Raw genomic sequence first — 14,097 nt, 5'->3', positions numbered from 1 at the left:
TTTAATATTATTTTTTACCTAGAAATCAAACTTATACGTTGCTCCTGCCATAATTTGGAATTGCTGTACAGGGAAATTCACCCAACGTTGGTAATCTTGATTTGCAATATTGTTGGCTTTCACAAAGGCTGATAAACGATCGTTGAAACGATATCCTAAGTGTGCATTTACATCGATAAAACTATCTAGAGTCATAAGTTGCATTGGCGCAATAGCGGTTCCTGGCGCAAAGGTAACTTCATCTTTACGTTCTCCTATGAAGAAGATATTAGCACCTGCAAACCAGTTTTCTGTAATTTGATAATCCGCAAAAATTGAAGCTTCCAATTCTGGCAAGTTCCATGCTTCTTGCTGACGATCTGTACTATAATTGAAGTATTCTGCTTTGGCTCCAAATTTGAAATTGCTTGTTATATCTACATTCACTTCTCCAAAAATAGAAAGTGTTGTTACATCATCATATACCGCTGAGAATGAATTCCCGTAGCTAAATCCATTATTTGGCGATGGATTGAAAGTATTTACTTTGAATAATGCTTTGTTATTTTCAGAAACATACGAGGCTCTTGCGTTATAGCTTACGCTAGATGTCAGCTTTCCTTTGATTCCTAAGTATCCATTGTATTGTTGATCGGTTGGAGCGATTGCTTGCGTTGGCGACATAAAAAAGTTCGTTTGTACAAAGTCGTAATACGAATTTTGTTTTAAGTCACCTTCTAATCCCGCGTAAGCGATTACATTATCACCGCTTAAGCGATATTGCGCTGTTACTCTGGGATAGATATAAAAATCACTATTACTATTTTCAGTATCTAATCCAACATAGATTCCTGCACCTAAGTTTACTGTTAAATCATCACGTAAGATGACTAAACTTGGCGAAATTCCAGCTTTTAGTATACTGTAATCTAAACTTCCTGTTCCTGCAAAATTGTTTTCAAATGTTCCACCAACATAATCTATATCAACTAACGCATTGATCAATTCTCCTGCAATTTCTACCTCAAATTCTGGTTGTACAATCAATCTGTTTTCTCCTGAACTTGATGCATCAAACATTCTTCTATACATGAGTTTTCCTCCATTAAAGAATGAATTTTCCATATCAACATCTGCTCCTAAATAGAAGTTGTGATAGGTTTGTTGCTCATCAATTCCCGCAATTTGCGTTGCTGTGATCGCAATATTAGGCAAACCATACCAATTGTAGATTTGATGTTGATATCCTGCTTTGGCTTTCCACGATAAGTCTCTACTACGATTGATGTATGCCAAATCTAATTTTGTGTCAAAGAACTTATCATCCAACTCCACGCCATCAATTCCTCCTTGCGATGAATGGTGACGTAAAGCAATATCAAAAGTTTCGTCTCTACTAATAGCTCTACTTGTATAAAAATCAAGTGCTGCTGTATTGTAGTTTCCTAAGCCTAGAGAAACATAGGAGTTGTATAGTTTTACTTTTTTAGCCTTTTTTAAACCTGCCGCTCTTCCTTTGGCTGGTGTAAATGTTGACGCTACTGGAAACGAAAAAATAGAATATTTAATCTCTTTCTTTTTCGCAGTTTCTTTATCGTTCAACGAAGGTGTTTGTTTTATTTTGAACGCATCCGAAACAGAAGGCGTATAAGGTTTTACTACGTTTACGACTTCCGTACCAATGTTTTCTTTCTCTTTATCTTTGTCCTTGTCTTTATCATCCTGAGCGGTCGCCAAATTTGCTATAAAAAATATCGCTATGATACAAGTTGATTTTAATATATGAATTCGCATGTTGTGCTTGCTTTGTAAGTTTTTGTTTGATTTCAATATGTCGTATTGCTTATTAGTTCCCACCTTCCTCTTCTACTGGTGTTACTGACGAATTTCGCTTGGCTTCTGCCTTTTTTATTTTCGCCAATTCCGCTTCTGCTTCTACAACTTCTTCTGGGAATTTTTTGAAGTTTTTAATGACACTTTCTAAAATGTATGTTGCTTGGAACGAATCTTCTAAGGCATACGAGTTTTTCGCCATCAAAATCAATCCTTTGGCACCAAATTGTTTGTAACTAGAATAGTTTTTAACCAAGTTTTGAATAGCCTTGTTGGAACCTTCATAATCGTTTTCTTTATTCTTGAAATACGCTTCATAATACAATGCTTCTGCTGCCAATTTTCCTTTGGCAATTTTTTGCACTTCTGCATAAGCTTCTTTCGCTTTATCCTCATCATTTGTAGCAATTGCCGAACGTGCAATGATGACATGTGCATCACTTCGGATACGATCGTCAATTTTATCGTTTGCCAATACTTTTTCTGCATACGTTACTGCTTCCGTATAATTGTCTTGCTCGTAGTTTGCTTTCATTAAATTCGATTGTGCAAACGTAACGTTTTGTGGAAAATCGGCACTTTCTTCCAAACGTTTTAATACCGGAATTGCTTTTGTGTAATTGTCGGTTTCCAACAATACTTGTGCTAGTCTTGCCAACGCTTGCTCTGTATACTCATTTCGTTCACTTTGCAACACATATTCGTAATGTGGAATTGTTTTTTGCGTTTCTCCTTTGCTAAAGTAAGATTGTGCTAGATAGAAGTTTGCTTTTACTGCATTGATTCCGTTAGGGAATTGTTGTACATATTTTTCAAATCCTTCAATAGCTTTGTCAGTGTTGTTTTGGATGAATTGTTTTTCAGCAGATTCATACGTTGCTTTGTCTAACTCTGCATCCGAAACATCTACGAAATCAAGATTTTTCACCCAATTTGCATACTCTTCTACTTTACCTAATTCGATATAAATCAACTTCGCTGTTGCAACAGCTTGAATAGATTCTTCTGTATTTGGGAATTTAGATACTACAGCTCTAAACTTGGTTAACGCAACTTGGTTTTTCCCAGTGTTGTAGTTGATCAATCCTTCTTTCAACATCGTTTTTGGCACATAAGAACTTCTTGGATATTCCTCGATCATTTTAGCATAGGTATTCAATCCTTTTGCCGTTTCATCGATATTAATGTATGTATCACCTAGTTCATATAATGCATCATCACGTAGCGATGATTTTTTATAGGTATCAATGAATGTATTTAATTCGCTAATTTTCGTGTTTGTTTTCCCTGCAAAACCTTGGCTAACTGCTTTTTGGAAGAATGCATAATCTTCGTCAATACCTTTCATTGCAATGGCTTTGTCATACTCTTTGATGGCACTTGCATAATCGCTTGTTACAAAGTGACTGTCGCCTAAACGCAAGTAAGTGTCATTTATACGTGCTTTGTCGTCTGCGTTATTGGCAATAAACTTCTTAAAACTTGCTATAGCACTTGCATATTCTTTTTGTTTGAAATATGTATACGCTAAGTTGTAGTCAATTGTTTGCGCTTCTTCAGTATCTGAGATCCCTGAATTTGCGAATGATTTGAAGCCTTCTAAAGCAATATCATAATTGTCTAACAAATAGTTTGTTTCTGCTTTCCAAAAGGTTGCTCTTGCAGTGTATTCTGGAGATTCGTTTTCTTTGAGCGACTTTTCAAAAAATTCTAATGCATCTTGATATTTACTATCGTTGAACAATTCAATAGCTCTATAGAACGCTACTTTTTGATACGTAGTTTTGTCACTGTATTTTTTACTTGATTCTAACAGATTCAATGCAGCTTCATAATCTTTTGAAGTAATGTAAGAACTTACCAATAGTTCTTCTAATTCTGCTTGATGTTCTGTTTCAGGATACTTTTTCAAATACGCTGTTAATACAGAAGGAACACTTTCGTATGGATTTCCTATTTCATAACTCAACCGTGCATAGTTTAATCCTGCATCTTCTTGAATTTTTAAATCAAAGTCCATTTGCGAAGCATTACGAAATGCATTCAATGCTTGTTGTTTTTTATCTGTATTCAAATAACATTCTCCTAAATGATAGTATGCATTTTGCGCTACAAAATTGCTTCCATCTACAATTTTATTGAACTGCTTGATGGCCTTTTTGTAATCTTTTTGTTTGTAGTATGCATATCCTAACTGATAAAAATCGGTGTTGTTCCACTTTCCTTTTTTCCCTTTGTATTTTTCTAAATACGGGATTGCTTCTTCATATTGTTTTAAGTTGAAATGACTTTCACCTATAATTTTGTTAAGCTCTGAAATTTCCTTGCGATCAGCGTTTGGCAATTCTTTCTTAGATAAGTCAATTGCTTTTTTAAAGTTTCCAAGTTTAAAGTTCATATCTGCTTTAAAGTATGAAAGCTTTTCATTGTATTCTTCATCTTGAGAAACACCATCAAAATATTCGCTTGCTTCTTTGTAGTTGTCTTCTTGATAGGCAATATATCCTGTATAGTATTTTGCTTGCGAACCGTATTTTGGAGAATCTAATAGCTTTTGAAAAAACTGTTTAGATTGCTCATATTTTTTAGAAGTAAAGTACGCATATCCTTTTTTAAAGTTATAATCTTCTCGTTGCGAATTTGTCAATCCTTTGTCTCCAGATTTGTCATACCATTTTAAGGCGCGTGAATACTTTCCGTTCTCAAAATAATAATCCGCTACATCAATATAAGCTGAATTTCTTTTTGTGCTAGTTGGATATCTTTTCACAAAATCTTCCATCATATTATCCGCGCCAAGTTGGTTCAATCTTACTGCACAATTGGCTATATAATACGCACAATTGGCTTCGGTTTCATAATCGGAAGTAGCACCTTTTACTTTATCAAAAAGTGCTTGTGAAGCCTGATATTGTTTACTATTATACAAATGTAATGCTTCGTTATACTCCTTTAAATCATGTGTGTACACTTTGGTTTTTTGTGCATGCGATAGTTGAATACATACGAGCACTAAGCATAGAATGAATTGAAGATTTTTTTTGCTCATGAATCTTGTGGTTTTATGAGGTTTGCAACGCTTTACGTATTGAATTTCTATTCCGTACAAACTTAGTATAAATATATCTGTTTCGCCAATTTTGACAGGTTAAGAAATTCTATTCTTACTAGAAATAACGTCTCTTTTTTAGTATAATTATATCAATCATAGGTAAAAAGCAATTTCTACCGTGTATTTAGTATTTTATTAACAGTTCATTGATCCATATCTTCTAAATAGTCACTTATTTTTATCAAAACCACCCGTTTATAATTGTAAAATCCTTAATTCTAAGCTACTAAAATTATCAAATTCACAAAAAGAACGAGGATTCAACGCATTACAGGTTATTTTCATGACGTTCTTCATATCTTATAACATATTAATAATTAAATCATTACAATCATGAAAAAAAAGGAAATCAAATCACTTGATCTTAACAAAGAAACTATTTTCACAATCCAAAAATTGAAAGGTGGAACAGATTCAAAACCTCGTTCCATTTGTCATTGTCCATCATACGGACATTGTCCAACAAAAGATGTTGATCAATAGGAGGAATTTTCAAGAGCGAACTTAAAGTTCGCTTTTCTTTTATTCAAAATTCACCATTTATTACAATAAGTTTTCGGTATTGCGGTTTAATTGTTTACTTTGTGTAATCGATTTTAAATCATATATAATTCATGGAGCAAATTCTCAGTCTTAGAAACGTTTCTATTTTTCAAAAAGAAAACCTAATTCTTTCCGATATCAATCTCGCCATTAATAAAGGTGATTTTGTGTATTTGATTGGAAAAACTGGTTCTGGAAAGAGTAGTTTTATGAAAACATTGTATGGCGATTTACCTTTGACAGACGGAGAAGGCACTGTTGTTGATTTTGATTTGAGAACGTTAAAAGAAAAGGACATTCCGTTTTTGAGAAGAAAGCTAGGAATTGTTTTCCAAGATTTTCTATTATTACAAGATCGAACCGTTGCAGATAATTTATTGTTTGTTTTAAAAGCTACTGGCTGGAAAGACAAAGATAAAATGCAAGCTAAAATTGATGAGGTATTGGACAAAGTTGGCATGAAAACAAAGAACTTTAAATTTCCTCATGAACTTTCTGGTGGAGAACAACAACGTATTGCTATTGCACGTGCATTACTAAATGATCCAGAATTGATTATTGCAGATGAACCAACTGGGAATTTAGATCCACAGACTAGTGTTGAAGTCATGCAAGTACTTCAAGAAATTAATAACAGTGGACGTACTATTTTGATGGCAACTCACGATTATGCATTAATTTTAAAATATCCTTCTAAAACGCTCAAATGTGATGCAGGAAAAGTGTTTGAAGTAGTTCAGAAAAATGTATAATTCACTTAAAAAAACTATTAAAAAGGTAATTCCAAAACGTTTTATCTTCAAAAACGAACCTTTTTTCAGATTTTTTCACGGTATTTTTTATTTGGGAAACTCCCATCAATGTGGCGTTTGTCAGAAGAAATTACGCGCGTTTATTCAGCTCGATAATAAAGACTTATTGTGTCCTTTTTGCGGAAGCTTGAGCAGAAACCGTCGTTTATGGCATATTTTAAACACAGAAAACCTCTTAAAAGGTTGTGTGTTACATTTTTCTCCCTCAAGAAATATATACCGAAAGCTAAAAAAACGAGATGATTTGCAGTATATCACTTCCGATTATGAAGATGAATTTATTGCCGATCATAGATTTGATATTACTAATATTAATCAAAAAGAAGCTTCTTTTGATACTATTATCTGTTTTCATGTATTAGAACATATTCCTGACGATAGGAAAGCGATGCAAGAATTGTATAGAGTTGCAAAACCCAATGCAAATGTACTAATACAAACACCTTTTAAAGAAGGAGACATTTATGAAAATCTAGCTATTACCAGTCCTGAAGACCGATTGAAACATTTTGGACAAGAAGATCATGTTCGTGTATATTCTCCGGAAGGATTAAAAACACGCTTAACACAGGTTGGTTTTACGGTAAAAACCTTATCTTTCTGCCCTGAAAATGACGATGTCCATTTTGGATATTCATCACCCGAAATTGTACTAATTGCTACCAAAAATGTTGTCAATACTGATTCCAACGTATGATTATGATATTTCTTCTTTAGTGGAAGAGATTCACGAGCAGATTACAAAGACAACTTGTGTTTTTGAAATTTTATGCTTAGACGATCATTCAAACAATCAGGAAACGATTCAAAAAAATGAACGCATCAACACATTTTCAAATGCTGCCTATACGGTTTTGCCTCAAAATATTGGGCGTAGCCGAATTCGAAATTTACTTGCGCAAAGAGCAACCTACGATTGGTTATTATTTTTAGATGCCGATGTGATTCCTGTTGCTTCTAACTTTATTTCTAAATATATAGAAGCCATTTCTGATGAGAAAGAAGTAATTTACGGTGGAATTTTATATCAAAAAGAAAAGCCAAAGCAAGAAAATGTATTGCGCTGGATTTATGGAAAAGAACGCGAAGCTTTGAACGTACAACAAAGAGAAGAAGCCTTGTATTTGCGTTTTTTGACACTGAGTTTTTTGATTAAGAAAAATGTGTTTCAAAAAGTAAAATTCAACGAAGATATTCCAAATGCACGTCATGAAGACACCTTGTTTGCCAACGATTTGAAACATGCGGAAGTTCATATGACACATATTCACAATCCTGTGTATCATTTGGGCTTAGATACTAGTAAAGAGTTTATTCGAAAATCAATGGAATCGGTTGAAGTCTTGATTTTATTTTTAAAGAAGGGATTGATTGAACACAATGACATTTTGATTACCAAAGTATTTGGGCGTGTAAAAAAGTTTGGCATCAATCATATTTTATCGTTGATGTATCGTTGGTTTGGGAAACGATTTGAGAAAAATTTGCTTTCCAATAATCCTTCTATGTTTGTTTTTGACTTATACAGATTAACGTATCTTTGTTACTTAGATAAGCGTCAATAATGCCACTTTTTTCCGTTATTATTCCATTATACAATAAAGAAGAATACATCCTACAAACTGTAGAAAGTGTATTGCAACAAACGTTTACGGACTTTGAATTGCTGATTGTAAACGATGCTAGTACAGATAAAAGTGTCGCTGTGGTTTCTCAACTTTCTGACGACAGAATTCAACTGATTGAAAATCCAAAAAATTTAGGATTGTCTGCCACTAGAAACCATGGGATTTCAAAAGCTAATGGCGATGTTATTGCGTTGTTAGATGCAGATGATATTTGGCTTCCTACTTTTTTAGAAACGATTCAAAATTTATATCTCACGTGTCCAAAAGCTGCTATTTTTGGAACTGATTATGTAGAAACTTATACTTCGCATGAAGATTTAACGCCGCAAAAAAATATAGCAAGTTCGTTGAAAGGCACATCTTTTTTGATGGCGGATTTTTTTGAAGCAAGTATGTTTCAACCAATTTTTTGTCAAAGCAGTTTGGCTTTCAAAAAAGAGATTTGCACCGAAACCGAAGTTTTTAACTCAACAATTTCTTTTGCAGAAGATATTGATTTTTATATTAAATACGGTTCTCAATATCGCGTTGCATATCATTATGAAGCGCTTGCAAAAGTTCGTTTTGAAGTGCCTGATCAGATGAGCAAGACTTCTATTGCGACAAAAATTTTACCCGATTTAGATAGCTATGAAGGACTCGCAAAAGAGAACAAATCTTTAAAGAAATATTTGGATTTGTATCGCTATATTTTTGCTTCCTTGTACAGTTTAGAAAATGCTATTCCGAAACGAAATGCGATGTTACAACATATTGATTATCAAAACTTGACTTTGAAACAAAGGTTGTTATTGAAAAGTCCTCGTTTTGTATTGGTGTTGCTGAAAAAATTAAAAGGCTTTTTATTGAGGTTGAATATTAGGGTGACTTCTTTTTAGATTGCTTCACTTCGTCTCCGCTCAGTGTAAGCATTTGAGTCACATTTTACTTTTTGTATTTACTTCGAAAGCTTTACATCTTCTTTGGTTATTACAAAATTTTGATAATCACGAATGTAGTCAGATTCATCGAATTCGTCAGAAGCCAATACTAAGCAAACAGCTCCAGAAGAGAAATTTTCCAGTTCACGCCAAATTCCATGAGGAATTAAGCAACCTTGATTTGGTTTGTTTAGCAAGACACGTCTTTTGGTAGTCCCATCTTTAAAAATTACTTCAAAACTTCCACTTAACGCAATCAAAACCTCGTGTTGATATACATGCGCATGTCCGCCTCTTTTTGCACCACTGGGAATATCAAACAAGTAATACACACGTTTACATTTGAACGGAATAGTTTCTCCTTCAATGACAGAGATATTTCCTCTATAATCCTCGATTTTGGGAATCGTGATAAGTTGAATATCAGCAACAGTTGTAGACATATTTTAGGTTGTTATTAGTTCTATCCATTTCTGGATGGTTGGTATTTCAGTGAATTTTTTTATGGAAGATAATGCATTTTGTTCACAAATAGCATACAAATCCAAATTTTCGATTAAAAGTATCATTGCTTCTTTTAACTTCGCAAAGTTTTGATCTTCAACAAGCAAACCATTGATTTTATGCTGAATTATCTCGCTTGGTCCTGACTTACAATCAAATGAAATTACGGGTGTTTTTTGTTGCAATGCTTCTATTAAAACCATTGGAAAGCCTTCTACCCTACTCGATAACACTAAAAATTTTGCATATCGAATATAATCAGACACATTTTCTACAAATCCCAAGAGCTTTACATGTTGTTCTAATTGCAATGTAGAGATCAATTTTTCCAGCGATTTCTTATCACTCCCATCGCCACAAACATACAGTTTTATATTTTTATCTGCTAATTTAGAAGCATGATATGTTTCAATCAAACGATCGAACTGTTTGATATCATTTTGCAAACGTCCAACCGCAATGATATAATCATCTTGCATTTTTAAAGTAGTGATTTCTTCTCTCTTTTCAGTAGTAATATAGTTGGGAATGTATAACTGGTTTTTAAAAGCATACAAACGGTTTAATTTTTCTTCAATCGCCTCAGAAACAGACACAACCGCATGCGTATTATTATATATTTTTTTAAAAATATTTCCTTTTGGGATATGCCATTCAATCTGATAACTGTGTACCATCATGATCATTTTATTAGCTTCAAAAATAAATTTGTGCAGTGCATATTCCATTAGAAATCTGCTACGCGACCTGAAATCAATGTACATGTCAGCATTGCACTTTTTATAGGCTTTTTTGAATGCCAAAAACTTTTGAACTTGCTTGATGATTTTGATAGAAGATTCTCGTTGACCCAAGTTGTATAATTCTCCTTCATATTCATACGTAACTTGATCTTTTAGTGAAATGATAGCAACTAAAAACCCGTATTTATGAAGCGATTTGGAAAAGTTTGCTGCCTGCTTTTCTGCGCCTCCACCACTGAGACAATCAACAATTATACAGATTTTCTTTTTAGAATTTTGCAGCATAAAGTTTTCCTACTATCTTTCACGCAAATATACTGTTTATGCGAATATTATTGATAGGAGAATACAGTAGATTTCATAATTCGCTAAAAGAAGGTCTACTAGAGTTACAGCACGATGTTACATTAATCGGTCGCGCTGACAACTTTAAAAACTACCCAATTGATATTTCGCTTGAAGCTACTTTTTTTCATAAAAAGATTCCTAATGCTTTTCGTCAATTATTTTTTAAAATTTTCAATGTAGATATCGCTTTTTTAGAAATTGTGTATCGTTTTTATAAGCACAGAAAATCATATCGTAATTATGATGCCGTTCAATTGATTAATGAGTTTCCATTTGCTACCGTTCCTTGGGTAGAGCGAAAATTATTGAAGTATATTTTTAGACATAATAAAAATGTATATTTGTCTTCTTGTGGAGATGATTTTCATTATGTGAATTATATTTTGAATGCAGATTTGCCATATCATATGTTAACAGCTTATGAGAAGGATAAGAGTACTAAAAAATGGTTTCGTTATTCGCTGCAATATTTGTCCAAAGCACATGAAAAGCTACATCATTATGTCATTAAAAATGTAAAAGGCATTATTCCTGCAAATTTTGACTATGAAATGGCGTATCGCAAACATGCAAAAGTATTGCCATTAGTTCCATTCCCTATTAATGTAGATTCACTTGAGTTTAAGCCCTTAGTATATAATGGAAAAATCAATATTTTTCATGGTGTGAATAAGGTGAATTACCTAAAAAAAGGAAACAATCTGATTGAAAAAGCTCTGAAAATTATTGAAGAAAAGTATCCAAATCGTGTAGATGTAAAAACGGCAAGTAATTTACCTTACAAAGAATATATTGATACCTATAATGAAGCACATATTATTATGGATCAGTTGTATGGTTATGATCAAGGATATAATGCTTTGGAAGCTATGGCAAAGGGAAAAGTAGTGTTTTCTGGTGCCGAAAAAGATTTTCAAACCTACTATAAATTGAAAGTTCCAGCTTTGATAAATGCAACTCCAAATGTGGATGACTTGGTGGAAAAACTAAGTCATTTGATTGAAAATCCAGATGAAATGGTTGCGATTGGCAAAAATGCGCGTGTTTTTGTAGAGCAGTTTCACGAGTATACTTCAGTTGCTAAACAATATGTGGAACGTTGGCACTTAGACTCCGCTCAGCGCTCCTGATTTTCATTATTCTCTTCTTATTTTCTATTCAATTTAATTTTCAAACTTTAGTCTTATTAATAGTTCATAAACCATCAGTAGTGTTTGTTTTTAATGATGATTCGTATGTATAGCTTTGACTCATTACTCATTTAAAACAGAACTATTATGAAAAGAAGAAATTTTAAATTCTTACAATTAAACAAAAATTATATTTCAAATTCAAATGCTTTAGAAGTTAAAGGAGGAAGAAATTCGTATGACACTACTTGTCCAATTAACGGCTGTAATTTAGGAGGTAATGAAGCCGAAGAAGAAGCTCCAGATCTTTACATAAGTTATTTACCAACTGAAGAAGGAGGCGGAGTTCCTAGTCAATTTGGAGCGGACGCATAATATTTAGATAAGCGGACTTCGGTTCTTTTTTTTTGTATAAATTATTGAAGTCTTCGAATGCCTTCGTACACCACAATACTAACTGAATTGGCTAAGTTTAGACTTCGTATATGTTCACTAAACATAGGAATGGTATATACGTCTTCTTTGTTGAGGTCTGTGATTTCTTCAGACAATCCTACAGATTCTTTCCCAAAGATCAAAAACAAATCATCTTCAAACGGGATTTCGGTATATATTTTATCACTTTTACTTGACAGATACACCATTTTTTTATCCACATTTTTAGCATAAAACTCTTCTATATTTTCATAGATTTTCACATCCAAATACTGCCAATAATCGAGTCCAGCACGTTTGAGTCGCGTATCTGTAATTTCAAAACCAAAAGGTTTTACCAAATGTAAGTTGGAACCTGACGCTAGGCTTAGACGCCCTATATTTCCTGTATTTGTATGAATTTCTGGTTCAACCAATACGATGTTGTATGCCATTATTTTTCTTCTTTCCCTATGTATGAAATACCTAAAGCTAATAAACTCATTCCACTAATAAGTCCTAAACCAATGGCACTTCCATTGAGTGCCGGGTAGCTTGTTACGGAATCGGTAGTTGTTTTTTGGTTATCAAAATAATTATCTTTATTATTTTGCAATACTATTGTTTTATAATTTGTAATATGTATGCTTCCAATACTAGCACATCCAATTCCTGCTGCGAGTGCAATTGTCATAAAAAATCTTCTAATAAAAGTCATCTAATTAAATTTTCTTTTTGTTATGTATAATCGGCTATTATCAAAAGCAATTACTGTGGAGAATATTCAAATATAAGTGTTCTTGAAGAAGAAACAAGATTTTACTCAAACTTTATATAATCTACTTCTATTTTAAATGGACCTGTTTTTTTCTCATTTTAAATAAATCCTATGCGTAAAATATTTTTCAATTCTTTTTGGGAGAGTTTCCCATCACGCTCTCGTCCAATATTGTATTTTACAAAATCTGAAAAAGCAATTTCTTTTTCTTCCCATTTCCAATTCGTAGCTGGTAAATTAGCTTTGTAATACGGAACAAACCAGCGTCTGTCCATTTCTAAGGTAAATCCCATGTCGTACTGCTTGGAACGGTAACGAATGATGAGTTTTTTAAACGAAGAAAGATCACGTTTTTTATATTGACTTCTATATGAAGAAAATCCGCCATTATTTTCTAGCGAAATTTTTCCACTAAAAACGACACCATCGTCCGAAAAACGGTAATCTCCTTCGGAAAGTCCACCCATTACACCATCATTTGTAATTTTCCAACGTTCACCATCTTTGTATTTTCCGAAATCAACTAGCGATTCTTGTGACCATAAGAAGGTAGTCATTACAAGAAGGCATAATGTAAAGCGTATTTTCATTCCTTTTTTTTATAAATATACGAAGTTTTTAGAAATTTGAACACGCTACAATTCATTTCTGAATTGTGATATTTTGATTATGTATCTGCTTTTTAGTTTTATTTTTCTATTTTCGTTTTTTAACATGTATTCACCCATTTTCCCTTATTTCTATGGAGTTTAATTTTATATCTGAAAAAGCTACTATTGGTAAAAATGTTACTATTGGTAAGTTTTGTATTATTGAAGATGATGTTGTTATTGGAGATAATACGGTGATAAAGAATTATGTAGAATTGCGAAAAGGCACTATCATTGGTAACAACTGCTATATTGATTCGCGTGTGACTTCTTCTGGAAATTGCATCATCAAGAATAATGTCACCATTCGTTATGATTCTATTTTGGCCAGAGGTTTGGTTGTAGAAGATAATGTGTATATTTCTCCGAAGTTAATGACTAATAACTTAGATACTGAGAAGAAACAAATTGGTGGTGCGCATATTGGCGAGAATGTTTTTATTGGAACCAACTGTATTCTACACCACGGAATTACAATTGGTAAAAATAGCGTGATTGGCGCATTGTCTTTTGCGAACAAAGATATTCCTGAAGATGAGATTTGGTTTGGGAATCCTGCCGTTTTTAAGCGTAAGAAGTAGTTTTCATCTCGACTCCGCTCGATGTGACATCAGGATTATTGGGTCATTTCGTTTTTCGGTATTGGGTATTAGGGCGCTTTACTTTTAGATCTTTTTATTGATTTATCTTTTTTGAAAACACT

Annotated in this window: 15 protein-coding genes; 8 read left to right on the top strand and 7 right to left on the bottom strand. The window is 33.2% G+C overall.

The window, feature by feature from the left end:
* Positions 1-18 precede the first annotated feature (18 nt).
* Together MK119_RS17915 and MK119_RS17910 are read right to left on the bottom strand one after the other, a co-directional pair.
* The gene (locus tag MK119_RS17915) at positions 19-1,773 is read right to left on the bottom strand and encodes a TonB-dependent receptor (protein WP_290681595.1); all 1,755 of its coding nucleotides are present in this window, start codon (positions 1,771-1,773) and stop codon (positions 19-21) included.
* A 52-nt stretch (positions 1,774-1,825) separates the two neighbouring features.
* A complete protein-coding gene (locus MK119_RS17910) occupies positions 1,826-4,861 on the bottom strand; it encodes a tetratricopeptide repeat protein (RefSeq protein WP_290681592.1) in 3,036 nt (1,011 codons plus the stop codon).
* A gap of 396 nt (positions 4,862-5,257) precedes the next feature.
* Here MK119_RS17910 and MK119_RS17905 point away from each other — a divergent pair, with 396 nt between their 5' ends.
* From MK119_RS17905 to MK119_RS17885, 5 genes are all read left to right on the top strand, one after another.
* Complete coding sequence (locus MK119_RS17905) at positions 5,258-5,407, top strand: hypothetical protein (RefSeq protein WP_290681588.1); 150 nt, start codon at positions 5,258-5,260, stop codon at positions 5,405-5,407.
* 131 nt (positions 5,408-5,538) lie between these two features.
* Complete coding sequence (locus tag MK119_RS17900) at positions 5,539-6,219, top strand: ATP-binding cassette domain-containing protein (RefSeq protein WP_290681584.1); 681 nt, start codon at positions 5,539-5,541, stop codon at positions 6,217-6,219.
* Positions 6,212-6,976, top strand: coding sequence for a class I SAM-dependent methyltransferase (locus MK119_RS17895; RefSeq protein ID WP_290681582.1), 765 nt, complete (start codon positions 6,212-6,214; stop codon positions 6,974-6,976). The genes MK119_RS17900 and MK119_RS17895 overlap by 8 nt, the downstream gene beginning before the upstream one ends.
* The gene (locus tag MK119_RS17890; protein ID WP_290681579.1) at positions 6,948-7,844 is read left to right on the top strand and encodes a glycosyltransferase family A protein; all 897 of its coding nucleotides are present in this window, start codon (positions 6,948-6,950) and stop codon (positions 7,842-7,844) included. Before MK119_RS17895 ends, MK119_RS17890 begins: the two co-directional genes overlap by 29 nt.
* Complete coding sequence (locus MK119_RS17885; RefSeq protein ID WP_290681576.1) at positions 7,844-8,785, top strand: glycosyltransferase family 2 protein; 942 nt, start codon at positions 7,844-7,846, stop codon at positions 8,783-8,785. Before MK119_RS17890 ends, MK119_RS17885 begins: the two co-directional genes overlap by 1 nt.
* Positions 8,786-8,844: 59 nt before the next feature.
* Here the strand turns inward: MK119_RS17885 and MK119_RS17880 are convergent, their stop codons facing one another.
* The gene (locus MK119_RS17880) at positions 8,845-9,270 is read right to left on the bottom strand and encodes an FdtA/QdtA family cupin domain-containing protein (protein WP_290681573.1); all 426 of its coding nucleotides are present in this window, start codon (positions 9,268-9,270) and stop codon (positions 8,845-8,847) included.
* A gap of 3 nt (positions 9,271-9,273) precedes the next feature.
* Positions 9,274-10,359, bottom strand: a complete 1,086-nt coding sequence (locus tag MK119_RS17875) for a glycosyltransferase family 4 protein (protein ID WP_290681570.1) — start codon at positions 10,357-10,359, stop codon at positions 9,274-9,276.
* A gap of 38 nt (positions 10,360-10,397) precedes the next feature.
* On the opposite strand from MK119_RS17875, the gene MK119_RS17870 reads away from it, so the two are divergent.
* The gene (locus tag MK119_RS17870) at positions 10,398-11,552 is read left to right on the top strand and encodes a glycosyltransferase (protein ID WP_290681567.1); all 1,155 of its coding nucleotides are present in this window, start codon (positions 10,398-10,400) and stop codon (positions 11,550-11,552) included.
* Positions 11,553-11,699: 147 nt separating this feature from the next.
* Complete coding sequence (locus MK119_RS17865; RefSeq protein ID WP_290681564.1) at positions 11,700-11,927, top strand: hypothetical protein; 228 nt, start codon at positions 11,700-11,702, stop codon at positions 11,925-11,927.
* A gap of 41 nt (positions 11,928-11,968) precedes the next feature.
* On the opposite strand, the gene MK119_RS17860 is transcribed toward MK119_RS17865, so the two are convergent.
* The 3 genes from MK119_RS17860 to MK119_RS17850 form a co-directional block, all read right to left on the bottom strand.
* Positions 11,969-12,421, bottom strand: a complete 453-nt coding sequence (locus MK119_RS17860; RefSeq protein ID WP_290681561.1) for a tRNA (cytidine(34)-2'-O)-methyltransferase — start codon at positions 12,419-12,421, stop codon at positions 11,969-11,971.
* Positions 12,421-12,660, bottom strand: coding sequence for a hypothetical protein (locus tag MK119_RS17855; protein WP_290681558.1), 240 nt, complete (start codon positions 12,658-12,660; stop codon positions 12,421-12,423). Before MK119_RS17855 ends, MK119_RS17860 begins: the two co-directional genes overlap by 1 nt.
* A gap of 182 nt (positions 12,661-12,842) precedes the next feature.
* Positions 12,843-13,301, bottom strand: coding sequence for a CIA30 family protein (locus tag MK119_RS17850; RefSeq protein ID WP_290681555.1), 459 nt, complete (start codon positions 13,299-13,301; stop codon positions 12,843-12,845).
* Positions 13,302-13,486: 185 nt separating this feature from the next.
* Between MK119_RS17850 and MK119_RS17845 the strand changes: the two genes are divergently transcribed.
* Complete coding sequence (locus MK119_RS17845; RefSeq protein ID WP_290681552.1) at positions 13,487-13,975, top strand: DapH/DapD/GlmU-related protein; 489 nt, start codon at positions 13,487-13,489, stop codon at positions 13,973-13,975.
* Positions 13,976-14,097 lie beyond the last annotated feature (122 nt).

The sequence above is a fragment of the Kordia sp. genome, from assembly GCF_022447245.1.
Lineage (GTDB): Bacteria > Bacteroidota > Bacteroidia > Flavobacteriales > Flavobacteriaceae > Kordia.
This window is presented reverse-complemented; position numbering and strand designations above follow the sequence as displayed.

Coding starts and splice junctions, on each gene's coding strand:
- MK119_RS17880 (WP_290681573.1), bottom strand. CDS start 9,270: ATGTCTACAACTGTTGCTGATATTCAACTTATCACGATTCCCAAAATC.
- MK119_RS17845 (WP_290681552.1), top strand. CDS start 13,487: ATGGAGTTTAATTTTATATCTGAAAAAGCTACTATTGGTAAAAATGTT.
- MK119_RS17890 (WP_290681579.1), top strand. CDS start 6,948: ATGTTGTCAATACTGATTCCAACGTATGATTATGATATTTCTTCTTTA.
- MK119_RS17915 (WP_290681595.1), bottom strand. CDS start 1,773: ATGCGAATTCATATATTAAAATCAACTTGTATCATAGCGATATTTTTT.
- MK119_RS17900 (WP_290681584.1), top strand. CDS start 5,539: ATGGAGCAAATTCTCAGTCTTAGAAACGTTTCTATTTTTCAAAAAGAA.
- MK119_RS17910 (WP_290681592.1), bottom strand. CDS start 4,861: ATGAGCAAAAAAAATCTTCAATTCATTCTATGCTTAGTGCTCGTATGT.
- MK119_RS17865 (WP_290681564.1), top strand. CDS start 11,700: ATGAAAAGAAGAAATTTTAAATTCTTACAATTAAACAAAAATTATATT.
- MK119_RS17885 (WP_290681576.1), top strand. CDS start 7,844: ATGCCACTTTTTTCCGTTATTATTCCATTATACAATAAAGAAGAATAC.
- MK119_RS17850 (WP_290681555.1), bottom strand. CDS start 13,301: ATGACTACCTTCTTATGGTCACAAGAATCGCTAGTTGATTTCGGAAAA.
- MK119_RS17860 (WP_290681561.1), bottom strand. CDS start 12,421: ATGGCATACAACATCGTATTGGTTGAACCAGAAATTCATACAAATACA.
- MK119_RS17875 (WP_290681570.1), bottom strand. CDS start 10,359: ATGCTGCAAAATTCTAAAAAGAAAATCTGTATAATTGTTGATTGTCTC.
- MK119_RS17855 (WP_290681558.1), bottom strand. CDS start 12,660: ATGACAATTGCACTCGCAGCAGGAATTGGATGTGCTAGTATTGGAAGC.
- MK119_RS17870 (WP_290681567.1), top strand. CDS start 10,398: ATGCGAATATTATTGATAGGAGAATACAGTAGATTTCATAATTCGCTA.
- MK119_RS17905 (WP_290681588.1), top strand. CDS start 5,258: ATGAAAAAAAAGGAAATCAAATCACTTGATCTTAACAAAGAAACTATT.
- MK119_RS17895 (WP_290681582.1), top strand. CDS start 6,212: ATGTATAATTCACTTAAAAAAACTATTAAAAAGGTAATTCCAAAACGT.